Raw genomic sequence first — 22405 nt, forward strand, 5'->3', positions numbered from 1 at the left:
AACGTCGTCACAGTCAGGCCACCTCCTCACTTCGTTCGTCGGCGGCCTGACTTACAGACTGAGCCTCTGGGTGACCGGCCCCTCCGCTTCGCTCCGGACCGGTCACAGTGCTTCCAGCTGGGCGGCGATCCGCGCCAGGTCGGCCTCGGCGGCCTCCAGGCGCTGGCGGACCTTCGCCACGACCTGCTCGGGTGCCTTGTCGGTGAACGCCGGGTTCTCGAGCTTGGCGCGGTTCTGGGCCGCCTCCTTCTCCGCCGCCGCCTTGTCCTTGGTGAGCCGGGCCCGCTCCGCCGCGACGTCGATCGCGCCGCGCGTGTCGAGCTCGACCGTGACACCGACCCCCACCGCCAGCTTGGCCGTGGCGGCGAAGTCGGCGCCGGCCGCGTCGAGCCGCACCAGCGAGCGGATCAGGCCCTCGTGCCCGGTCAGGCCGGCGGCGTCGAGCCCTTCGAGCCGCGCGACGACCCGCTGCGACGGCTTGACGCCCTGGTCGGCGCGGAACCGGCGGACCTCGGTGACGACCCGCTGGAGGTTGAGCACCTCGGTCTCGGCCGCGTCGTCGATCCGGCCCGTCTCGGCGGTCGGCCAGGCGGACCGGACGACCGTGCGCTCACCGGTCAGTGTCGTCCACAGTTCCTCGGTGACAAACGGGACGATCGGGTGCAGCAGCCGCAGCAGGCTGTCGAGCACGTGGCCGAGGACCCGCCGGGTGCGGTCCTTCGCCGCCTCGTCGTCGCCGGTGAGGACCGGCTTGGTCAGCTCGAGGTACCAGTCGCAGACGTCGTCCCACGCGAAGTGGTACAGGGTGTCGCAGACCTTGGCCAGCTCGTACGCCTCGAACTGCTCGTCGACCTCGCCGATGACGTGCTGCAGGCGGGACAGGATCCACCGGTCGACCGGCGACAGCTCCGACTGCGCCGGCAGTCCGCCGTCGACGGTCGCGCCGTTGCTCAGCCCGTACCGCGTGGCGTTCCACAGCTTGTTGCAGAAGTTCCGCGCGCCCTGGACCCAGTCCTCGCTCACCGGCACGTCGGCGCCCGGGTTGGCGCCCCGCGCGAGCGTGAAGCGGGTGGCGTCGGCGCCGAACCGGTCGATCCAGTCGAGCGGGTCGACGACGTTGCCGAAGGACTTCGACATCTTCTTGCCGTGCTGGTCGCGGACCATGCCGTGCAGCATGATCACGTCGAACGGCTGCCGCCCGTCCATCGCGTAGAGGCCGAACATCATCATCCGGGCAACCCAGAAGAAGAGGATGTCGTACCCCGTGACGAGGACGCTCGTCGGATAGAACTTCGCCAGGTCCGGGGTCTCGTCGGGCCAGCCGAGCGTGGAGAACGGCCACAGCGCCGAGGAGAACCAGGTGTCGAGCACGTCGGGGTCCTGGGTCCAGCCCTCGCCGGTAGGCGGCTGCTCGTCCGGGCCGACGCAGACGACCTCGCCGTTCGGCCCGTACCAGACCGGGATGCGGTGCCCCCACCACAGCTGGCGCGAGATGCACCAGTCATGCATGTTGTCGACCCACCCGAAGTACCGCTTGGTGAGCTCCTCCGGCTCGACGCGGACCCGGCCGTCCCGCACGGCGTCCCCGGCAGCCTTGGCAAGGGGTCCGGTACGGACGAACCACTGCAACGACAGCCGCGGCTCGACCGTCGTGTTGCACCGCTGGCAGTGCCCGACGGCGTGAACGTACGGCCGCTTCTCGGCGACGATCCGCCCCTCCGCGCGGAGCGCGGCGACGACCGCCGGGCGCGCCTCGAACCGGTCCAGCCCGAGGAACGGCCCGTGCACCGTGATGACACCGTGCTCGTCCATGATCGTCAGGCTGGGCAGGTTGTGCCGCTGGCCGATCTCGAAGTCGTTGGGGTCGTGCGCCGGGGTGACCTTGACCGCACCGGTGCCGAACGACGGGTCGACGTGCGCGTCGGCGACGATCGGGATCCGCCGGCCGGTCAGCGGCAGCTCGACCTCGGTGCCGACCAGGTGCCGGTACCGCTCGTCGTCGGGGTGGACGGCGACCGCCGTGTCACCGAGCATCGTCTCGGCACGCGTGGTGGCCACGACGATCGAGTCGTCACCGTCGCCGTAGCGGATCGAGACCAGCTCGCCGTCGTCGTCGGAGTGCTCGACCTCGATGTCGCTGAGTGCCGTGAGGCAGCGCGGGCACCAGTTGATGATGCGCTCTGCGCGGTAGATCAGCCCGTCCTCGAAGAGGCGCTTGAAGATCGTGAGCACCGCGCGGGACAGACCCTCGTCCATGGTGAACCGCTCGCGGCTCCAGTCGACGGAGTCGCCGAGCCGGGTCATCTGCCCGAGGATCTTGCCGCCGGACTCGGCCTTCCACTGCCAGACCCGCTCGACGAACTGCTCGCGGCCGAGGTCGTGGCGGGACTTCCCCTCGGTGGCCAACTGGCGCTCGACGACGTTCTGGGTCGCGATGCCGGCGTGGTCCATGCCGGGCAGCCACAGCGCCTCGAACCCCTGCATCCGCTTCCGGCGGGTCAGCGAGTCCTGGATGGTGTGGTCGAGGGCGTGGCCGATATGCAGCGAACCGGTCACGTTGGGTGGCGGCAGCACGATCGCGAAGGGCGGCCGATCGCTCTTCGCGTCCGCCTGGAACAACCCATCGGCTACCCATTGCTCATACCGCCGTTGCTCAACGTCACCGGGGGCATACTGAGCCGAGAGCGCCGGGGTTGCCTGCCCCGTTCGTGGAGTATCCGTCACAAGCAAAGTCTAGAACTGTCGCACAGGGGGTCTACGCTCGCCAGTACCCCCCTCACTCAGGAGACTGATCGACGGTGACCTACCCGCCAAACGCGCCCGACGACGAGCCTCGCTCACAGCCGTTCCAGCCGATGTCGTACGACCTCGCGCCGGAGTTCGGCACCCCACCGCCCGCGAGCAACCCGCCGCGGGCGAGCGAGCCTCAGTACGGCGGGTCTCAGTACGGCGGACCGGCAGCACCCACGTCCGGCGGCTACCAGCAGCCCGGCCCGGCGTACCCGGTGTCGGGTGGCTACCGGCAGCCTTCTCCGGCCTACCCGGTGTCCGGCGGTTACCCTCCGCAGCCGCAGCCGGCCTACCCCGGCCCGGCCGCTCAGCCTGTCTATCCGGGGCCCGCCACGGCGTCCCCGGTGCCGCAGTTCACGCCGCCGCCGAAGAAGGGCAAGGGGCTGAAGATCACGCTCGGCGTCGTCGGAGGCGTCTTCCTCATCTGCGCGATCGCCGCCTGCGTCTTCCTCTACCCGGTCTTCTCCGAGTCCGGCGCACACGTGACCGCTCCTCCGACCCTGCCCGGCAAGCTCACCAAGCAGGACGACCGGGACATGCAGAAACTGGTCGACCAGATGGAGAACGACCTCAAGACCGGCCTCGGCACCACCGACGAGGTCGCCGTCGGCATCTACAGCGACGGCGACCTGGATAAGATCGTCGTCCTGGTCGCGGCCGCCTCGGTGATCCTGTTCCCCGACACCGAGCTCGACAACGCGTTCAAGGGCTTCAGCACGCTCGGCGCCAGCACGGAGTACGACCCCGGCAAGTGGGGCGGCACACTCAAGTGCGCCACCGGCACGAGCGACAACACCAAGATGACGATGTGCGCCTGGGCCGACCACGGCAGCCTGGGCATCGGTGTCTTCAACAACCGCGGTGAGTCCGAGTCCGCCGCCCTGTTCCGCGACATCCGCGACATCGTCCAGTCCCGCTCCAACTGACCCCCGCCGCCCCGGCCGCCCTCGGGTGGCCCGGGCACGAGGGGCGCCCGAGGACCTCTCACCGTCGCGGGCCGCTGGCAGCCTGATCGGCCGCTGGCCGTCGGCTGCTGCCTCGGATCGCCCGGCCCCGTCGAGCGGCACCGGGACGCTCCTACGCCGCTCGACGTGTCGCCTCCTACCGCACACCACTCGCTGCGCCGGCTCGGCCGCTTCGTCCGTGGTGGCCGCGCCGTGATGTGTTGCCCTGACCGCGTAGCTCTGGGCTTGGTCGCCCTGGTAGCTCTGGGCTTGGTCGCCCGCACCGTTCTACCCGTCCCTGGGCCGGTCCGCACCCCCGTGTACCGCGCCCTGCTCAGGCCAGCGCCGCAGTGACGTCCTCAGCTCGCATCCGGCTTGCAGCCCACCCGGACTAGTTGACCTTGGTGCCCTTCGGTCGCCCTGACCACGGAAATCGACCAAGGCCGACTAGTCGCGGTGGGACCGCCGAGCGTCAGGCGCGGTGTTCGATGGCGTTGCGGAGCTCGAGCGTGACCTTGTGGGCGTCGGGCAGCTGTTGGCCGGGGAGGAGCGCGATACCCACCGAGCCGTTGTCGGCCCAGCCGCACACCGGGAAATCTTCGTCCTGGGTTTTGGTCACGCCGCAGCGCATGAGGCCGCCCAGATCTCCGGCGTCCATGTCTCGGATGTCGCTCACGCCGCCGCTGTTGTCGGTCATGACGTCGAACGCGGACTTCAGCGAGGCCTCGGGCTTCCAGATCCTTGCGGTGCCGGCGACGAGAATGACGCTGTTCGCCTGGTCCTTGTAGATCAGCCCGACGCTCTGGTCCAGGTTGACCTCGGTGGCGACGGCGTCGCGGATGTATTCGGCGGTGCTCGTCGCATCGTCGCTCTTGTCCAGCGTGAATGCGCCGACCTGATCCCGAGACTGGACCTTTGTGTCGCTCTGCTGGATCACCCGCACCACCGTCGGGCCGTACACAGCACCGGAGACGAGCAGCGCCACAGCGGCCACCGCGGCGCAGATGATGGCGATCCGCTTGATCGGCAGGCGCGAAGCCCCCGTGGAAGCTTCTTCCTCCGGTTCGTCCTGCGAGCCGAACAGGCCGGTGTTCGCGGTGTCAGGGTCGACCATCGGCGCAGCGTAGCAGCGCCGGCTCAACGCCGTCCGGCAGCCGCCGCACCCGCCCCGATCACAGGTAAATGGCCGTAGATACGCGTCAGGGGCCCACCAGATTTGGTGGGCCCCTCGATCGAAGTTTTGTCCGGCGGCGTCCTACTCTCCCACACTCTCTCGGGTGCAGTACCATCGGCGCTGGAGGGCTTAGCTTCCGGGTTCGGAATGGGACCGGGCGTTTCCCCTCCGCTATGGCCGCCGTAACACTATGAACCTATACAACCCCGCACACCCACCAACATGTGGGGTGCGACCGGTGTTGGTTCAGAATCACACAGTGGATGCGTCAACACTTTCAAAGCTTCTCCCACCCGAAGCGGGAGTGTTTGAGGTCAAGTCCTCGGCCTATTAGTACCGGTCAGCTCAAACCTGTTACCAGGCTTCCACTTCCGGCCTATCAACCCAGTGGTCTCGCTGGGGGCCTTAACCCTCAAGGGGTGGGATACCTCATCTCGAAGCGAGCTTCCCGCTTAGATGCTTTCAGCGGTTATCCCTTCCGAACGTAGCCAACCAGCCGTGCTCTTGGCAGAACAACTGGCACACCAGAGGTTCGTCCGTCCCGGTCCTCTCGTACTAGGGACAGCCCTTCTCAAGTATCCTACGCGCACGGCGGATAGGGACCGAACTGTCTCACGACGTTCTAAACCCAGCTCGCGTACCGCTTTAATGGGCGAACAGCCCAACCCTTGGGACCTACTCCAGCCCCAGGATGCGACGAGCCGACATCGAGGTGCCAAACCATCCCGTCGATATGGACTCTTGGGGAAGATCAGCCTGTTATCCCCGGGGTACCTTTTATCCGTTGAGCGACACCGCTTCCACCTGCCAGTGCCGGATCACTAGTCCCGACTTTCGTCCCTGCTCGACCTGTCAGTCTCACAGTCAAGCCCCCTTGTGCACTTGCACTCAACACCTGATTGCCAACCAGGCTGAGGGAACCTTTGGGCGCCTCCGTTACATTTTAGGAGGCAACCGCCCCAGTTAAACTACCCACCAGACACTGTCCCTGAACCGGCTCACGGCCCAAAGTTAGATACCCAAATCCAACAGAGTGGTATTTCAAGCTTGCCTCCACAACCACTGGCGTGACTGCTTCACCGGCTCCCACCTATCCTACACAATCGAATTCGAGTACCAATGTCAAGCTATAGTGAAGGTCCCGGGGTCTTTCCGTCCTGCCGCGCGTAACGAGCATCTTTACTCGTAGTGCAATTTCGCCGGGCCTGTGGTTGAGACAGTGGGGAAGTCGTTACGCCATTCGTGCAGGTCGGAACTTACCCGACAAGGAATTTCGCTACCTTAGGATGGTTATAGTTACCACCGCCGTTTACTGGCGCTTAAGTTCTCCGCTTCGCCCCGAAAGACTAACAGGTCCCCTTAACGTTCCAGCACCGGGCAGGCGTCAGTCCATATACGTCGTCTTACGACTTAGCATGGACCTGTGTTTTTAGTAAACAGTCGCTTCCCCCTGGTCTCTGCGGCCACCAACCGCTCCACCAGCACGTGGTCTCACCATCGGTGGCCCCCCTTCTCCCGAAGTTACGGGGGCAATTTGCCGAGTTCCTTAACCACAGTTCGCCCGATCGCCTCGGTATTCTCTACCTGACCACCTGTGTCGGTTTGGGGTACGGGCCGCTCGAAACTCGCTAGAGGCTTTTCTCGGCAGCATGGGATCACTGACTTCACCTGAAACGGCTCCGCTTCACGTCTCACCCACCATGTGCTGCGGATTTGCCTACAGCACGGGCTACACGCTTGCCCCGGCACAACCACCGGCCGGGCCCAGCTACCCTCCTGCGTCACCCCATCGCTTGCCTACTACCACCCAAGTTCCCAAACTCCAACATCAACCCCGAAAGGCCTCCGTCTTCATAAGGTTAGTACAAGCAGGTTCAGCATGGTCGCTTCTACGCGGGTACGGGAATATCAACCCGTTGTCCATCGACTACGCCTCTCGGCCTCGCCTTAGGCCCCGACTCACCCAGGGCGGATTAGCCTGGCCCTGGAACCCTTGGTCATCCGGCGGCAGGGTTTCTCACCCTGCTTTCGCTACTCATGCCTGCATTCTCACTCGCGTCACCTCCACGACTGGATCACTCCGCCGCTTCACCGGTGACACGACGCTCCCCTACCCATCCACACACCTGGACCGCCGGCGAACCATTGGCCGGGTACATGCGTGAATGCCACAGCTTCGGCGGTGTGCTTGAGCCCCGCTACATTGTCGGCGCGGAACCACTTGACCAGTGAGCTATTACGCACTCTTTCAAGGGTGGCTGCTTCTAAGCCAACCTCCTGGTTGTCTATGCGACCCCACATCCTTTACCACTTAGCACACGCTTAGGGGCCTTAGCTGGTGATCTGGGCTGTTTCCCTCTCGACTACGAAGCTTATCCCCCGCAGTCTCACTGCCACGCTCTCACTTACCGGCATTCGGAGTTTGGTTGACTTCAGTAAGCTTGTAGGCCCCCTAGGCCATCCAGTGCTCTACCTCCGGCAAGAAACACGCAACGCTGCACCTAAATGCATTTCGGGGAGAACCAGCTATCACGGAGTTTGATTGGCCTTTCACCCCTAACCACAGGTCATCCCCCAACTTTTCAACGTTGGTGGGTTCGGCCCTCCACGCGGTCTTACCCGCGCTTCAGCCTGCCCATGGCTAGATCACTCCGCTTCGGGTCTAGGACACGCGACTCAAACGCCCTATTCAGACTCGCTTTCGCTACGGCTACCCCACACGGGTTAACCTCGCCACGCACCACTAACTCGCAGGCTCATTCTTCAAAAGGCACGCCGTCACCCCCACCAAAAAGGCAGGACGCTCCGACGGATTGTAGGCGCACGGTTTCAGGTACTATTTCACTCCCCTCCCGGGGTACTTTTCACCTTTCCCTCACGGTACTCGTCCGCTATCGGTCACCAGGGAGTATTTAGGCTTACCAGGTGGTCCTGGCAGATTCACGGCAGATTACAGGAGTCCGCCGCTACTCGGGAACACGCCAACACAGACCGACAGTTTTCGCCTACCGGACTATCACCGTCTACGGCGCCGCTTTCCAGCGGACTTCGACTAACCATCGATTTTCTGACTGTGCGACCAGCCGGCAGACCAGTCAAGACACGCCCCACAACCCCGATCACGCAACCCCTGCCGAGTATCACACATGACCGGTTTAGCCTCATCCGCTTTCGCTCGCCACTACTCACGGAATCACAATTGTTTTCTCTTCCTGCGGGTACTGAGATGTTTCACTTCCCCGCGTTCCCTCTATCCGCCCTATGTGTTCAGGCAGAAGTGACACCACATGACTGGTGCCGGGTTACCCCATTCGGACACCCTGGGATCACAGCTCGGTTGACAGCTCCCCCAGGCCTATCGCGGCCTCCCACGTCCTTCATCGGCTCCTGGTGCCAAGGCATCCACCGTACGCCCTCAGCAACTTGACCACAAAAAGCTTTAAAGATGCTCGCATCCACTGTGCAATTCTCAACCAACACCAAACCCACACCAGATTCACGTCGAGCCGGCGCTGACAACCAGCGTGGTCCTCGACCAGATGCAGATTCCGTCCGAAACACCCGGAGCACTCACGTGCTGGTTGTTTCAGGACCCAACAGGATGCCTGTATGTTTCCGCGAACCGCATCACCGGCCGTTCCACACCACTAGGGCAGTACTAGGAACCGGAAACCGTTGTCCGCGAAAACTCGCCAGTGTCTCCGCCATCGAGCACCCCACCAACACACTCGGCTGGTGCGGGCTCCTTACACGCTTTCGCGTGAAGGTGCTCCTTAGAAAGGAGGTGATCCAGCCGCACCTTCCGGTACGGCTACCTTGTTACGACTTCGTCCCAATCGCCAGCCCCACCTTCGACGGCTCCCTCCACAAGGGTTGGGCCACCGGCTTCGGGTGTTGCCGACTTTCGTGACGTGACGGGCGGTGTGTACAAGGCCCGGGAACGTATTCACCGCAGCATTGCTGATCTGCGATTACTAGCGACTCCGACTTCACGGGGTCGAGTTGCAGACCCCGATCCGAACTGAGACCGGCTTTTTGGGATTCGCTCCACCTCACGGTATCGCAGCCCTTTGTACCGGCCATTGTAGCATGCGTGAAGCCCTGGACATAAGGGGCATGATGACTTGACGTCATCCCCACCTTCCTCCGAGTTGACCCCGGCAGTCTTCGATGAGTCCCCGGCCGAACCGCTGGCAACATCGAACAAGGGTTGCGCTCGTTGCGGGACTTAACCCAACATCTCACGACACGAGCTGACGACAGCCATGCACCACCTGTGAACGGCCCCGAAGGACCCGACATCTCTGCCGGATTACCGAACATGTCAAACCCAGGTAAGGTTCTTCGCGTTGCATCGAATTAATCCGCATGCTCCGCCGCTTGTGCGGGCCCCCGTCAATTCCTTTGAGTTTTAGCCTTGCGGCCGTACTCCCCAGGCGGGGCGCTTAATGCGTTAGCTGCGGCACAGAGAACCGGAGAGGCCCCCCACACCTAGCGCCCAACGTTTACAGCGTGGACTACCAGGGTATCTAATCCTGTTCGCTCCCCACGCTTTCGCTCCTCAGCGTCAGTATCGGCCCAGAGACCCGCCTTCGCCACCGGTGTTCCTCCTGATATCTGCGCATTTCACCGCTACACCAGGAATTCCAGTCTCCCCTACCGAACTCAAGCCTGCCCGTATCAGCTGCAAGCCCACAGTTGAGCTGCGGGTTTTCACAGCTGACGCAACAAGCCGCCTACGAGCTCTTTACGCCCAATAAATCCGGACAACGCTCGCGCCCTACGTCTTACCGCGGCTGCTGGCACGTAGTTGGCCGGCGCTTCTTCTCCAGGTACCGTCACTCACGCTTCGTCCCTGTCGAAAGAGGTTTACAACCCGAAGGCCTTCATCCCTCACGCGGCGTCGCTGCATCAGGCTTCCGCCCATTGTGCAATATTCCCCACTGCTGCCTCCCGTAGGAGTCTGGGCCGTGTCTCAGTCCCAGTGTGGCCGGTCGCCCTCTCAGGCCGGCTACCCGTCGTCGCCTTGGTAGGCCATCACCCCACCAACAAGCTGATAGGCCGCGAGCCCATCCCAAGCCGAAAAACTTTCCACACCATGTGATGCCACACGACATGAATATTCGGTATTAGCCCCCGTTTCCGAGGGTTATCCCAAAGCCTGGGGCAGGTTACTCACGTGTTACTCACCCGTTCGCCGCTCGAGTACCCCGAAGGGCCTTTCCGCTCGACTTGCATGTGTTAAGCACGCCGCCAGCGTTCGTCCTGAGCCAGGATCAAACTCTCCAACAAAAACTTGTCGGTGAATCAATCACCCGGCAACAAACATGTTGTCACCAAAGGAATCCCAGACACGACCATCCACAAAAGGACAGACCGTGCCACGGGGTATAACTTCAATTGGCACTGGCTTAACAAGCACCCTGTTGAGTTCTCAAACAACCAACACACACCGCCGCGGTTCGCAAGCCTTGCTCACCGCACCCGGGGCAACTTCTCTACTTTACCAGGTTGCTCTCCGTTGTCAAGTCCCAAGTTTAGAACTCTTCAATATCGAGCGGTTTCCCGAGCATAACAATGCCGCCGGTTTCGGCGATCTTGTTTCGGGAGATCCAGCAGGACCGGCCGACACTGGAGCGTCACGCTCGCTTGCCCGCCCGGCTCCCCACCGGCCTAACTACCTTACCAGCCCGTTCCGCCCTGTCAAGTCCGCGATTTCCGCTTCCTAGCCATTCGGGACGTTGCACCCAGGCATGACCCTGTGACCGTTTCCGGCTGGGGGTCTCGCTTGGGATTTCGGCGGGCCGGCCGACTCAATGAGCAGCCCGGTTCCCACCGGCTGAGGTACCTTACCCGGTCGGCTTCGCGATCACAAAACCGCTCTCGCACCGCCCTGGTGGTCCCAATCCGATGAACCGGCCGTTTCCGTCCAGCCCCTCGGACCTGGAGAACCGTACGGGCATCGCGACACCCGCGTCAAATCGGTCGTGCAGGACCGGAGCCGACCAGGAAGGATGACGGAATGACGCCCAACCCGCGCGCAGACGCGTTGATGGAGATGCTCTTCCCGTTGTGGCAGCTCGTCATCGGTGTGGTCGTCGCCCTGGTGCTCGTCGTGGCAACAATCCGGCTCGCCCGCCGCGGCCCGTCTCGCATGGGAACAGTGCTGCTGATCACGGGCGGGGCGATCGTCGGCATCACCGTCTTCGGAATCCTGACCGCCCGCACCCCCTGACCGACGGCTCAGAGCCGGCGGTTCGCCAGACTCGGCAATGTGGCCCGGATCTCGGCCAGCCGATCGAAGTCGAGATCGGCGAACGTGACACCGACAACATCGGGCGCCTGCGCCACCACGGTCCCCCACGGGTCGACCACCATGCTCCGCCCGAAGCAGGTGCGATCCGGATCATGGTTGCCGATCTGTCCCGCCGCCAGGACGTAACACTGGTTCTCGATGGCCCTGGCGCGCAGCAGCACCTCCCAGTGATCACGACCGGTGTGCAGCATGAACGCCGCCGGCACCACGAGCACGTCGGCCCCGTCGATCGCCAGCTGCCGGTACAACTCCGGGAAACGCAGGTCGTAACAGATCGACAGCCCGACATGGGCCTCCTCGACACGCACCAGCTCGAGCGACGACCCGGGCGCCACGCTCGCGGACTCGTGATACGAGACGCGGCCGGGGATCTGCACGTCGTAGAGGTGGATCTTCCGGTACGTCGCGGCGAGCGCACCCGTGCGATCGAAGACGAGCGTGGTGTTGAAGGTGCGGTCCGGGTCCGGCCCGATCTCGTGGAAGGACCCGGCGTGGACCCACATGCCGAGTTCGCGCGCGGCGTCGGCGAAGAAGGTGGCGAACTCCCCGTCGACGGGCTCCGGCTTCGGCGCGGTGTCCGCCCGCCCGAGGTGGTCGACGTATTCGGGCAACACCGCAAGGTCCGCGCCGCCGGCGGCGGCACGCTCGAGCAGTGACCGGGCGACCCGCAGGTTTTCCGCCCGGTCGTCACGGGCGTTGAGCTGACACACCGCTACGCGCATACCTGTCAGCCTACGGTCAGCCGGCGGTGAGCACGAGGGCCATGGGACAAAGCCGTCGAGCGCTCCGGTGGCGCTGTCAGGCCGACTTCTCCTCGCGGTCCGCGCGGCGGCGGCCGACCCGGTGCGCGGCGAGGTCCCGCGGCACGATCGTCGGGATGACCTTCTCGAGGACAACCTCGCGAGTGATCAGCACACGAGCGATGTTCGGGTTGCTGGGCACCTCGTACATCACGCTGAGGAGGACCTCCTCCATGATGGCGCGGAGCCCACGGGCGCCGGTGCCGCGGAGGATGGCCTGGTCGGCGATCGACTCGAGGGCCTCGGGCGCGAACTCCAGCTCGACGCCGTCGAGCTCGAACAGTCGCTGGTACTGCCGGACGAGCGCGTTGCGCGGCTCGGTGAGGATCTTGACCAGCGCGTCGCGGTCGAGGCTCTTCACGCTGGTGATGACCGGCAGCCGACCGATGAACTCGGGGATCAGGCCGAACTTGAGCATGTCCTCGGGCATCACGTCGCTGAAGGCGTCGTCCGCGGTCCGGTCGACGATCGAGCGCAGGTTGGCGCCGAAGCCGGTGCCGCCCTTGCCGACCCGCTGCTGGACGATGCGGTCGAGCCCGGCGAACGCGCCGCCGCAGATGAACAACACGTTGGACGTGTCGATCTGGATGAACTCCTGGTGCGGGTGCTTGCGGCCGCCCTGCGGGGGAACGTTGGCCACGGTTCCCTCGATGATCTTCAGCAGCGCCTGCTGGACGCCCTCGCCGGAGACGTCCCGGGTGATGCTCGGGTTCTCCGACTTGCGGGCGATCTTGTCGACCTCGTCGATGTAGACGATGCCGGTCTCGGCCCGGCGGATGTCGTAGTCCGCGGCCTGGATCAGCTTGAGCAGGATGTTCTCGACGTCCTCGCCCACATAGCCGGCCTCGGTCAGCGCGGTGGCGTCGGCGATCGCGAACGGCACGTTGAGCATCCGGGCGAGCGTCTGCGCCAGGTGCGTCTTGCCGCACCCCGTGGGGCCGATGAGCAGGATGTTGGACTTGGCGATCTCGACGCCGTCGCTGCCGGAGTTGCTGCCGGACTCGGCCTGGACCCGCTTGTAGTGGTTGTACACCGCCACGGCGAGGGCCTTCTTGGCCTGGTCCTGCCCGACCACGTACTGGTCGAGGAAGGCGCAGATCTCCATCGGCTTGGGCAGCTCGTCGAACTTGACGTCGCCCGACTCGGCGAGCTCTTCCTCGATGATTTCGTTGCAGAGGTCGATGCACTCGTCGCAGATGTAGACGCCGGGACCGGCGATGAGCTTCTTCACCTGCTTCTGCGACTTGCCGCAGAAAGAGCATTTCAGTAGGTCGCCGCCGTCGCCGATCCGTGCCACCTACGATCTCCCTGCCTTCGGCCGGACCATGCGTCCGGATCACATCTCTTGCTCTTGCCAGCGCTCTTCAAGCTTCACGTCAGCCGGCGGGGCCGCCGCCGACGCTGGCTACTGCCTCGACGTTACCTGGTGGTCGCCCGTATTCCGACCCCCTACGTGGGGGTGTCTTTCGGCTGGACGTCTGACGGCATCGTCTACAACCTCATCGGCTCGCCGAACCGCGAGGTAAGGCGAGCCGATGAGGCGTGGTGCTGGGGGTCGTACCTCAGGCGCCCGAGGCGACCAGGCTGGACTTCTTCCGGCTGACCAGAACGTTGTCGACCAGGCCGTACTCCTTGGCCTCATCGGCCGTCAGGATCTTGTCGCGGTCGATGTCCTTGCGGACCTTCTCGATCGGCTGGCCGGTGTGACGCGACACCATCTCCTCGAGCTGGGTCCGCATCCGCATGATCTCCCGAGCCTGGATCTCGATGTCCGAGCCCTGCCCGTAGCCGCCCTCGGTGGCCGGCTGGTGGATGATGATGCGTGAGTTGGGCAGCGCGAGACGCTTGCCGGGCGTGCCCGCCGCGAGCAGCACCGCCGCCGCGCTCGCCGCCTGGCCGAGGCACACCGTGAGGATGTCGGGCCGGACGTAGAGCATGGTGTCGTAGATCGCCGTCATGGCCGTGAACGAGCCGCCCGGCGAGTTGATGTAGAGCGTGATGTCCCGGTCCGGCTCGGTGCTCTCCAGCGTCAGCAGCTGCGCCATCACGTCGTTGGCCGACGCGTCGTCGATCTGCACGCCGAGGAAGATGATCCGGTCCTCGAACAGCTTGTTGTACGGGTTGGTCTCCTTGATGCCGTACGACGTGCGCTCGACGTACGACGGCAGGATGTACCGGTTGTGCACCTCGCGCAGCGCCGGGGGCAGGCTCAGATCCGTCATGGCTTCGCTCCTCAGGCCAGAGTTCCGGCGCCTTCCGGAGCCTGCTGGGCCCCGGTGATCACCTTGTCGATGAAGCCGTAGTCCCGCGCCTCTTCGGCGGTGAACCAGCGGTCACGATCGGAGTCGGCCTCGATCTGCTCGAGCGACTGCCCGGTGTGGAACGCGACGCGCTCCTGGAACATCCGCTTGGTGTAGAGCATCTGCTCGGCCTGGATGGCGATGTCGGAGGCCGTGCCCCCGATGCCGCCGGACGGCTGGTGCATCATGATCCGCGCGTGTGGCAACGCCATCCGCTTGCCGGGCGCGCCGGCGCACAGCAGCAGCTGGCCCATGGAGGCGGCCATGCCCATCGCGACAGTCGCCACGTCGTTGCTGACGAACTGCATGATGTCGTAGATCGCCATGCCCGAGTAGACGGAGCCACCGGGCGAGTTGATGTAGAGCCAGATGTCGCGCTCCTCGTCCTCGGCGGCGAGCAGCAGCATCTGTGCGCAGATCCGGTTGGCGACCTGGTCGTTGACCTCGCTGCCCAGGAAGATGATGCGCTCCTTGAGCAGCCGGTTGAACACCGAGTCGTCGAGCGTCAGGCTCGTGTCCGCGCCCCTCCCGCGCCCCTTGGGCGCGGGACTGACTGGCGACGCTGGAATATGCAGGTCGGTCATGGCAGCCCTTCGCAAGAGTCTTGTACTTGCCGACCCTAACCGGTGCGGGGAGCGCCAGCTTCCCATGCTCACCGCATTTCGCTATGAGCGCACCGTGGTCGGGCCGGAGGGCGCTCACCCTCCGGCCCACCTGGATCAGTGGTCGTGGCCCTCGTGGTCGCCGTGGTCGTGGCCCTCGTGGCTGTCGGCCGCGCCACGCAGGTCGTCGAGGCTCAGCGTGTTGCCCTCGGCGTCGAGGATCTTGACCCGCTCGAGCACCAGCCCGAGGGCCTTGCCCCGGCGCACGTCACCGAAGACCGCACCGGCCACGCCGGCCTGCACCAGCTGGTCGTAGTACTGCTGCGGGCCCATGCCCGCGCGCTGCGCCCGGTGGACGATCTCGTGACCGAACTCGTCGTCGCTGACCTGGACGTCCTCGGCGTCGGCCAGGGTGTCGAGCACCAGCTGGACCTTCACACCCTCGACGGCCGCCTCGTTGAGCTCGGCGTCCATCTCCTCGGCCGTCTTGCCCTCGGTCTGCAGGTAGTCGTCGAAGGAGGCCCCGATGCGCTGGAGCTGGTCGTTCATCGACTCCTTGCGCGACTCGACCTCGTCCTTGACGACACCCTCGGGCGCCGGCACGTCGGTCGCGTCGATCACGGCCTTGAGGGCCAGGTCACGGGCCGAGTAGAGCTGCTCCATGCGCTTCACGCGGGTGAGGCGCGTGCTCAGGTCCTCCTTGAGCTCGTCGAGCGTGTCGAACTCGCTCGCGAGCTGGGCGAACTCGTCGTCGAGCTCCGGCAGCTGCTTGTCCTTGACCGACTTGACGGTCACCGACACCTCGGCGTCGCGGCCTTCGAACTCGCCGCCGACCAGCTGCGTGGTGAACGTGGTCGAGTCGCCCGTCCCCATGCCGACCAGCACGTCGTCGAGGCCGGGGACCAGCTGGCCGCTGCCCACCTCGTGCGAGACGTTGGTCGCGCTGCCGCCCGGCACCTCTTCGCCGTCGACCTTGGCGACCAGGTCGATCTGGACGTAGTCGCCGACCAGCGCGGTCCGCTCGACCGTCTTCAGCGTGGCGAACCGGTCGCGCAGGCCCTTGAGCTGCTCCTCGACGTCCTCGTCAGTCACGCTGAGCGCGTCGACGGTGACCTCGATGGCGCTCAGGTCGGGAAGCGTGATCTCCGGACGCACGTCGACCTCGGCGCGGAACTTCAGCGGCTGCCCGTCGGCGAACTCGGTGATCTCGACCTCGGGGCGGCCCAGCGTCCGCACCTCGTGCTCGCGGACCGCGGCCAGAATCTGGGTCGGGATGATCTCCTGCACGGCCTCGTTGAGGACCGCGCCGCGGCCGACCCGCTGATCGATCACGGCTGTCGGCACCTTACCCCGGCGGAAGCCGGGGATGTTCACCTGCGAGCCGATCTCCCGGTAGGCCTTCTTCAGGCTGGGCTCGAGCTCAGCGAACGGCACCTCGATTTCGAGCCGCACGCGCGTCGGGCTCAGGGTCTCGACGGTGCTCTTCACAGAACTTCTCCCTCAGTAAGGTCGCGACCAGCCGCTCCAACGGCCGGGTGACGATGGCGGACGCCTGGCATTGTCCCGGTCGGGGTGGCGGGATTTGAACCCACGGCCCCTCGCTCCCAAAGCGAGTGCGCTACCAAACTGCGCTACACCCCGGAGGTTTGCGTCGGCAAGTGTATGCGGTAGGTCCGACAGCCTGCCGCTCGGTATGCCGGTGTCGCACACGACAGACCCCCGTGCTCTGTGCTTGTCCGGATGATTCGGTACGCTGTGAGCGCGACCGGCAGGCCCGGGAGCACGCGGGCGTAGCTCAATGGCAGAGCTTCAGTCTTCCAAACTGACGGTGGGAGTTCGATTCTCCTCGCCCGCTCTTTACCCTATCCGCAGGTCACAGGCTTGCGGAGTAGCCTCGGTTGATCTTGTCGGCACGGTCGTGCCAGTAGCGTGCCAGTGTCGCGGTCACCGCTTCTTCCTCTGTTGCTTTTTGATCCGTTTGTCCATGTTGTCGGCGATTTCCCGATCTCGCTCGCTCGTCGCGTGCTGGTAGATCAGCGCCGCCCGCATGCTGGACTGCCCCATCCGATGCATCAGCTCCCGGGTGCTCGCCCCGGACGCCGCCGCGAGGGTGTTGCCAGTGTGGCGCAAGTCGTGGAAGTGAAAGCCGCCTGGCAGCCCGACCGCCCTGACGGTCTCGATCCACTTGACGGCCCGGCCGAAGTTGCCGGAACGAAGCAGAGCACCCTTGCCGCCGGTGAACACCACCGCTTCCGACCCTTCGCCCACGAAGTCACCCGTGAGGTGATCACGGAGCGCCCGGGTCGCCAGCGAGGGAAGCGCGACGACCCGAACGCCGGCCTCGGACTTCGGTGGGCCGAACTCCAGCCGGTTGCGGAGCGCCGCGAGCTTCCGAGGTACCCGGAGGCGGCCCTCCACGAGGTCCACGTCACATCTGCGCAGGGCAGCCAGCTCGCCCCAGCGCAGCCCGGAAAGCGCCGCGACGATGATCAGCGCCCGATACCTCGTCGGGACCGCGCCAGCGAGCATGAGCACCTGGTCGACGGTCGCGGTCGGCCGCTCCGGGGTGTGGTACTTGTCGTACCCCTTGATCCGGCACGCGTTGTCCTTGATCAGGCCGTCCTCTTTCACCGCCGTGTTCAGCACCGCCCGGAGCAGGCGGTACGCCTTCACGGCCTGCGGCTCCGTCGTACCGGAGTCGAGCAATCGCTTGCGCCAGGTGCGGATGGTCGCCGGCTTCAGCACCGCCAGCTCCAGCCGGCCGAGGTGGGGCCGGATGTGGAGCCGGTGGAGATCCTCGTAGTTCTCCCGGGTGCGCGGGGCGAGCTTCCGCTCCGCGATCCACCGGGCCGCGTACTCGTCCAGGTTGGTCTCCCCCAGCTCCGGCGCCGCCCAATCTCCGCGCAAGATCTCTGCCTGGACCAGGGTCAACCAGTTCTCTGCCTCCTTCTCCGTCTCGAACGTGTTCGGCGCCTTGCGCTCGATCCCGTCCGGCCCCAGGTACCGCGCCTGGTATCGCTCCGACGGCAGCTTCCGGACGTTGCCGAAACGCCGCCGGACTCTCTGCTTGGCCACTACGCCGCCCTTCCGATCTGCCGCCTCAGCTCGGCCCTGCTGAGCGGCACCACACGATTGCGTTCGATGTAGTCGGCGACGGCGGCCTCGCGGAAGCGCACCAGCCGGCCGACCTTGACGTACTCGATCCGCCGGGCCTGCACGAGACGCCGGACGAACCTCGGCGTCGTCTTGAGCAAGGCCGCGACCTGCTCCCCCGTCAGCAGCTCCTCACCCAACCTGTGCCTCACCCCTCCATCGGTGATGATCGAGATACCCTGCCGCCATGGACGCGATGAGCCCATTGCAGGTCTGGCTCTGCTGCGCTTGCATCTGCGTGGTCCTGCTCGTGCTGGTCATCGGCGTTCTCGTAGTGAGGCGGCTCGACAGCCGTCCACCTGAGTAGGCGCGGCGACTACCGAACCATCGGGCGGCCCCTGCGCCGCCTCGATCGCTGCTCTGAGCTGCGCACGTTGCTGGATCCGCGCCGAAATGGACCGCAAGAGGCGGTGTTGCAGCGGCGGTACGTCCGGGTCGTCGTTGCGTGCCATCTCCCAGGCGAACGGCGCCGGCTGTCCGGGCCTGCCGTCGGCCACCGGGACCTGGTCGTGAGCGTCCGAGATGCCGAGGATGGCGCGCACCCAGGCGCGCGTGTCCGCGCGGTGATCCGCGAGGGTCTTGCCGGACCACTGACGGGAGACGAGCACTCGCCGGCCGCCCATGCCGAGGGTGGTCCGCTGGTGGACCTTGGCCTTGCAGCGGCCGGCGGACTGGTTCGGGCGGGCGTTCTTCGGCTGAACGCCGTACCGCAGCCAGTTGGCGCAGCGCGGGGAGCAGGGCGTGTACCGCAGCTCGGCCCAGAAGCGCTCGAGGTGCGCCGTCTGCCGGTCGGTGGTCATCTCGTGGCAGGCGTCGACCGACTTGGTCAGGTACTTCGTGAGGTAGCCGATCAGCTTGTCCGCCTGCCGGGTGCCGCCGAGGACGCCCTCCGCATGGACCTGCGGGCCGAAGCGGGCGACGTGGACTGGTTCGGCGTCCGGGTCGGCGTCGACCTGGTCCAGCGCGTCATCCCAGGTGGGCAGCGGTTCGCCGGTCTGCGGATCGACGTACTGCTTGTGATCGGGTTCCCAGACGGGCGCGTTGTGGTCCGGGTACCGGATGACGTCGGTCGGTGGCCACCAGACCTGGTGGTACGTCGCCGCGGTGACCTTGCGGAGCAGGTCCCGGGTCACGGTGCCGCGCATCGCGAAGTGCGCGTGCGGCGCGAGGCGGCGCTGGGGCTCGACGCAGCCGAAATACTGAACGTTTCGGCCGCAGGCGCGACGGAGGTTCTGCCAGAACCGGTCCAGCAGGGCCGGGAAGTGCACCGCGTCCCAGGCCGCGCGCCGGTAGTCGTAGCTGCTCGGGTCGACCGGAGTGCCGTCGTTCCGGACGCGGCCGTACGTGTCCAGGGTGAGGGTCAGGAACGTCGAAGGCTGGAACACGGTGCCGTCGCGCCCGGTGTACGTCCGGCCGACGGTCGTCGGGGCCACCTTGAGCCGCGGCAGGTCGGGTGCGTCCTGGCGCCGGCGGGTGGAGCGGACGCGGCGCTTGGCCGGCTGCTCATCGCCACCGTCGCCGACCGGGGTGAGCCGGCCGCGCATGCCGGACTCGGTGATTGCCTGGTCGAGTTCGCCGATGGCCGCTTCGAGCTCGGCGGCCTGGTCCCACTCGGCGAGCTGCTCAGCGCGGTTGCGCTCGAAGACGAAGTGCGCACGGAGCTGGAGCATCGCGAGCTGCTCGCCGGTGGGGTCATCCGGAGCGGGCAACGGCTCGTCGGTTCGGTGCCAGCCCTCCCGGCACTGCTGCTGACGGAGCCGGCGGGCGCGTTTGGCGCAGGGCTTGCACTTGTCTTCGCGGGTGGCGCCGCACGGCAGGTCGATGACCTCGGTCTGTCCGGTGGCGAGGTCGGTGCGGCGCAGGAGAACCGGGCGGGTGCAGACACCGTGGTCCTCGGCCATGGTCTTGAGGGCGTCGACGGTGCTGGGGGTGAGGAGTCGGGCGAGGCGGCTGCCCGGCCGCGGCTTGGTCGGTGGTTCGAGGCCGGGCAGCGTCGGTGCGTCGGTCACCGGGCGGCCCCGTTGGTCCCCGGCCGGACGAGGCCGTTCGCCGGGAGCACCGACAGCCGCGTGACGGTGGCCTGGTGCTGCGGCTCCGGCTCGGCCGCCGCTGGCTCTGTGGCCTCCCGGATGCGCCCGCCCAGTTCGACCAGGCAGATCGACGCCACCACGATCAGACCGTCCACCGAGATCGGGAGCAGGTAGGGGCTGGCGCCAGTCTCGCCGTAGCGGGCCGCGACACCGGCCATGTGCCAGTACGACACCCAGGCCGCGATACCCGAAATGCCCACGGTCGCGACGACGCGCAGCACGGCGAGGTCCCGCCGGTGGACCGGGACGCGGGAGACCAGCTCGACGGTCAGGAGCAGCGCGAGCGGGGGCCATGCCGCGATCGTCTGGGAGATGGGGTTGCCGTTGGCATGCAGGACGTTCGCGGCGATGGAGGCGGCGACGCCGAGCAGCAGCGTTGCCCGTACCGCCCAACGGATGCGGATGAGCTGGGGCATGGTCATGCGAGTTCACCGTCCAGGACGCGGGCGCTGTCGAAGGCGTAGGTGTCGGCGAGGGCGGCGATGTGGGAGTCGGTGTTGTAGGAGAAGCGGACCCGGACCGGTGTGGGGTCGCCGTCGAGGACGACGTACCCAACGCCGGGCAGCGACATCGGGATCCGGTCGCACAGGGCGCCCCGGTCGCGCATGCCGTCGCCGAGGACCAGGTCGACCTCCGGCTCCTCGGCCATGCGCAGGCCGATGCGGGTCGGGAACAGGTTCCGGAACGGCAGCACCTCCTTGCGGGGGTCCTGGAGACAGCCGATGACGTGGACGCCGACAGCGCGGCCCTGGGTGAGGAGCAGGCCGAGGGCGGCCTTGATGCGGTCCTTGGTCTGGCGGTCGGTGACGTACGCGGTGAGCGCGGCCAGTTCGTCGATGATGATGACGATCAGCGGTTCCGTCACCGACGGCGTGTGCTGGCGCGCGTGGCCGCGCAGCCGGGCGGCGCGGCCCTGGGCTTCGCTGAGGGCGAGTTCGAGCAGGTCGGCCATGGCCTTGAAGTCGGTGCAGGTGAACCGGGCGAATAGCCGCTCCCCGGCGCCGAGTTCCATGCCGCCCTTGGGGTCGAACGCCCACAGCTGCACGAGGCCGGCGAAGACGCCGCCGGCCAGGGCGCGGACGATCGACCAGATCACCGAACCCTTCCCGGCGCCGGTCGCGCCGACCACAAGCACCTGCGTGCCGTGCAGCCGCAGCTCGTACACGCCGCCGTCCTCCCGCAGGCCGACCGGCAGCGCCATGTAATCGGGGGCGCCGACCGGCAGCGGCCCGACCGGGGTGGTGAGCGGATCGGTGCGGCGCATGGTGAGCCGGACCAGGTCGGGCCGGTTGCCGGGCGTGACCTTGCAACCGAGGGCGGCGAAGGTGTGCATCAACCGCTCGGAGACCCTCGCGAAGTCGTCCGGGATCTGGCCCGTGACCATCCGTACCGTCAGCTCATCCGTGCCGCCGACGACCCGGACCTTCTTGAGCACCGGCAGGATGGTGTGGCTGTCGAAGCTGACCGAGAGACCGGCCGTGACCATGGCTGGCTGCCATATCCGGCGGTACCGGAAGCGCCTCCACCTTGCGAGGGTCGGCCACCACGCCCACCGTCGGAACGACGGCCAGTGCCACAGCGCCCAGGTGGTCAGGCCGCACGCCGGGATACCGAGTGCGAGGCCAGGACCCCACCAGCCGAACCGGACGTAGAGCGCCAGGAGGCCGGTCAGCGGCAGGGTCACGTACCAGAACCGTAGGTAGATCACGAACAGCCGCCACAGCCATTTCGCCGTCCAGGCGGCAAGGACCAGCCACAGCGGGACGCGCAGGTAGGGAGTCCGGACGTTGAACGGGGCCGGTTCGATGCGCTCGCCCCGGATGACGTTGACGAGTGGCATCAGCGGTCACCGTCCACGAACAGCGGGAGCTGACCGCCGGCCTTACGTCGGGCGACCCGGCGACGAACGGACGGAGCCACGAGTTCGACCGGGCCGGCGGTCAGGGCCGGGACGTGGCGAACCATCGTGGGCAGCCAGCGGCCCCGGCCGAGGACGGCGCGCAAGTCGGTGCGGTCGGAGACGTGCGGGGCGATCAGGTCCGGGTCGAGGTGACGCAGCTTGACCACGGTCCGGGCGAGCGCGGCAGCGGCGGCCGAGATCTCGACCAGCGCGGCGACGCGGACGGTGTCGGACGGGACGGTCCGGTACAGGTCCCGGGCGGCGTTGATGCCGATGGCGGCGAGCGCGGCAACGGTACGGCGGTGCGTCCTCATCGCGCCTCACCGCCGTCCGGGG

At 66.3% G+C, this 22405-nt stretch carries 15 protein-coding genes, 2 tRNA genes and 3 rRNA genes; 3 read left to right on the forward strand and 17 right to left on the reverse strand.

Translation table 11 applies throughout. The annotated features are described in order from the left end of the window. Positions 1–102: 102 nt before the first annotated feature. The gene (locus Dfulv_RS42230) at positions 103–2724 is read right to left on the reverse strand and encodes a valine--tRNA ligase (RefSeq protein ID WP_259859436.1); all 2622 of its coding nucleotides are present in this window, start codon (positions 2722–2724) and stop codon (positions 103–105) included. Between the two features lie 74 nt (positions 2725–2798). On the opposite strand from Dfulv_RS42230, the gene Dfulv_RS42235 reads away from it, so the two are divergent. Further along, positions 2799–3716, forward strand: coding sequence for a hypothetical protein (locus Dfulv_RS42235; RefSeq protein WP_259859437.1), 918 nt, complete (start codon positions 2799–2801; stop codon positions 3714–3716). 490 nt (positions 3717–4206) lie between these two features. Here the strand turns inward: Dfulv_RS42235 and Dfulv_RS42240 are convergent, their stop codons facing one another. From Dfulv_RS42240 to Dfulv_RS42255, 4 genes are all read right to left on the reverse strand, one after another. Continuing rightward, positions 4207–4848, reverse strand: coding sequence for a hypothetical protein (locus Dfulv_RS42240; RefSeq protein WP_259859438.1), 642 nt, complete (start codon positions 4846–4848; stop codon positions 4207–4209). A gap of 128 nt (positions 4849–4976) precedes the next feature. After that, positions 4977–5093, reverse strand: a 5S ribosomal RNA gene (gene rrf / locus Dfulv_RS42245). A 125-nt stretch (positions 5094–5218) separates the two neighbouring features. Next, positions 5219–8337, reverse strand: a 23S ribosomal RNA gene (locus Dfulv_RS42250). Positions 8338–8685: 348 nt separating this feature from the next. Beyond that, positions 8686–10200: ribosomal RNA gene (locus Dfulv_RS42255) — 16S ribosomal RNA — on the reverse strand. The 16S, 23S and 5S rRNA genes sit together here, the layout of an rRNA operon. A 730-nt stretch (positions 10201–10930) precedes the next feature. Between Dfulv_RS42255 and Dfulv_RS42260 the strand changes: the two genes are divergently transcribed. Then, positions 10931–11143, forward strand: a complete 213-nt coding sequence (locus tag Dfulv_RS42260; RefSeq protein ID WP_259859439.1) for a hypothetical protein — start codon at positions 10931–10933, stop codon at positions 11141–11143. An 8-nt stretch (positions 11144–11151) separates the two neighbouring features. On the opposite strand, the gene Dfulv_RS42265 is transcribed toward Dfulv_RS42260, so the two are convergent. The 6 genes from Dfulv_RS42265 to Dfulv_RS42290 form a co-directional block, all read right to left on the reverse strand. Beyond that, entirely contained in the window at positions 11152–11946 is a 795-nt protein-coding gene (locus Dfulv_RS42265) for a carbon-nitrogen hydrolase family protein (protein ID WP_259859440.1), read from the reverse strand. Between the two features lie 76 nt (positions 11947–12022). Next, a complete protein-coding gene (gene clpX / locus Dfulv_RS42270) occupies positions 12023–13321 on the reverse strand; it encodes an ATP-dependent Clp protease ATP-binding subunit ClpX (RefSeq protein ID WP_259859441.1) in 1299 nt (432 codons plus the stop codon). Between the two features lie 265 nt (positions 13322–13586). Beyond that, positions 13587–14246 (reverse strand): ATP-dependent Clp protease proteolytic subunit, encoded by a 660-nt coding sequence (locus Dfulv_RS42275; protein ID WP_259859442.1) that lies wholly within the window; start codon positions 14244–14246, stop codon positions 13587–13589. Between the two features lie 11 nt (positions 14247–14257). Further along, on the reverse strand, positions 14258–14908 hold the full coding sequence (locus tag Dfulv_RS42280) for an ATP-dependent Clp protease proteolytic subunit (protein WP_259859443.1): 651 nt from the start codon (positions 14906–14908) through the stop codon (positions 14258–14260). 135 nt (positions 14909–15043) lie between these two features. Continuing rightward, positions 15044–16414: a trigger factor gene (tig, locus tag Dfulv_RS42285; protein WP_259859444.1), complete on the reverse strand. Its 1371-nt coding sequence runs from the start codon at positions 16412–16414 to the stop codon at positions 15044–15046. Positions 16415–16493: 79 nt separating this feature from the next. Then, positions 16494–16567: transfer RNA gene (locus Dfulv_RS42290), tRNA-Pro, on the reverse strand. A gap of 143 nt (positions 16568–16710) precedes the next feature. Between Dfulv_RS42290 and Dfulv_RS42295 the strand changes: the two genes are divergently transcribed. Beyond that, a tRNA-Gly gene (locus Dfulv_RS42295) sits at positions 16711–16781 on the forward strand. An 89-nt stretch (positions 16782–16870) separates the two neighbouring features. On the opposite strand, the gene Dfulv_RS42300 is transcribed toward Dfulv_RS42295, so the two are convergent. The 6 genes from Dfulv_RS42300 to Dfulv_RS42325 form a co-directional block, all read right to left on the reverse strand. Beyond that, positions 16871–18001, reverse strand: a complete 1131-nt coding sequence (locus Dfulv_RS42300; RefSeq protein WP_259859445.1) for a tyrosine-type recombinase/integrase — start codon at positions 17999–18001, stop codon at positions 16871–16873. Further along, positions 18001–18231 carry a helix-turn-helix domain-containing protein gene (locus tag Dfulv_RS42305; RefSeq protein ID WP_259859446.1) on the reverse strand — a complete coding sequence of 77 codons (231 nt, stop codon included), beginning with the start codon at positions 18229–18231 and terminating at the stop codon, positions 18001–18003. Before Dfulv_RS42305 ends, Dfulv_RS42300 begins: the two co-directional genes overlap by 1 nt. A gap of 105 nt (positions 18232–18336) precedes the next feature. After that, positions 18337–20088, reverse strand: coding sequence for a replication initiator (locus Dfulv_RS42310; RefSeq protein WP_319805725.1), 1752 nt, complete (start codon positions 20086–20088; stop codon positions 18337–18339). Further along, positions 20085–20591 carry a DUF2637 domain-containing protein gene (locus Dfulv_RS42315; protein WP_259859447.1) on the reverse strand — a complete coding sequence of 169 codons (507 nt, stop codon included), beginning with the start codon at positions 20589–20591 and terminating at the stop codon, positions 20085–20087. The genes Dfulv_RS42310 and Dfulv_RS42315 overlap by 4 nt, the downstream gene beginning before the upstream one ends. Further along, positions 20588–22009, reverse strand: a complete 1422-nt coding sequence (locus Dfulv_RS42320; RefSeq protein ID WP_259859448.1) for an FtsK/SpoIIIE domain-containing protein — start codon at positions 22007–22009, stop codon at positions 20588–20590. The genes Dfulv_RS42315 and Dfulv_RS42320 overlap by 4 nt, the downstream gene beginning before the upstream one ends. Continuing rightward, complete coding sequence (locus Dfulv_RS42325) at positions 22009–22383, reverse strand: hypothetical protein (protein ID WP_259859449.1); 375 nt, start codon at positions 22381–22383, stop codon at positions 22009–22011. The genes Dfulv_RS42320 and Dfulv_RS42325 overlap by 1 nt, the downstream gene beginning before the upstream one ends. Positions 22384–22405: the final 22 nt, after the last annotated feature.

The sequence above is a fragment of the Dactylosporangium fulvum genome (assembly GCF_025137375.1).
Classification (GTDB): domain Bacteria; phylum Actinomycetota; class Actinomycetes; order Mycobacteriales; family Micromonosporaceae; genus Dactylosporangium; species Dactylosporangium fulvum.

Coding starts and splice junctions, on each gene's coding strand:
- Dfulv_RS42240 (WP_259859438.1), bottom strand. CDS start 4,848: ATGGTCGACCCTGACACCGCGAACACCGGCCTGTTCGGCTCGCAGGAC.
- Dfulv_RS42325 (WP_259859449.1), bottom strand. CDS start 22,383: ATGAGGACGCACCGCCGTACCGTTGCCGCGCTCGCCGCCATCGGCATC.
- Dfulv_RS42275 (WP_259859442.1), bottom strand. CDS start 14,246: ATGACGGATCTGAGCCTGCCCCCGGCGCTGCGCGAGGTGCACAACCGG.
- Dfulv_RS42260 (WP_259859439.1), top strand. CDS start 10,931: ATGACGCCCAACCCGCGCGCAGACGCGTTGATGGAGATGCTCTTCCCG.
- Dfulv_RS42315 (WP_259859447.1), bottom strand. CDS start 20,591: ATGACCATGCCCCAGCTCATCCGCATCCGTTGGGCGGTACGGGCAACG.
- Dfulv_RS42320 (WP_259859448.1), bottom strand. CDS start 22,009: ATGCCACTCGTCAACGTCATCCGGGGCGAGCGCATCGAACCGGCCCCG.
- Dfulv_RS42280 (WP_259859443.1), bottom strand. CDS start 14,908: ATGACCGACCTGCATATTCCAGCGTCGCCAGTCAGTCCCGCGCCCAAG.
- Dfulv_RS42265 (WP_259859440.1), bottom strand. CDS start 11,946: ATGCGCGTAGCGGTGTGTCAGCTCAACGCCCGTGACGACCGGGCGGAA.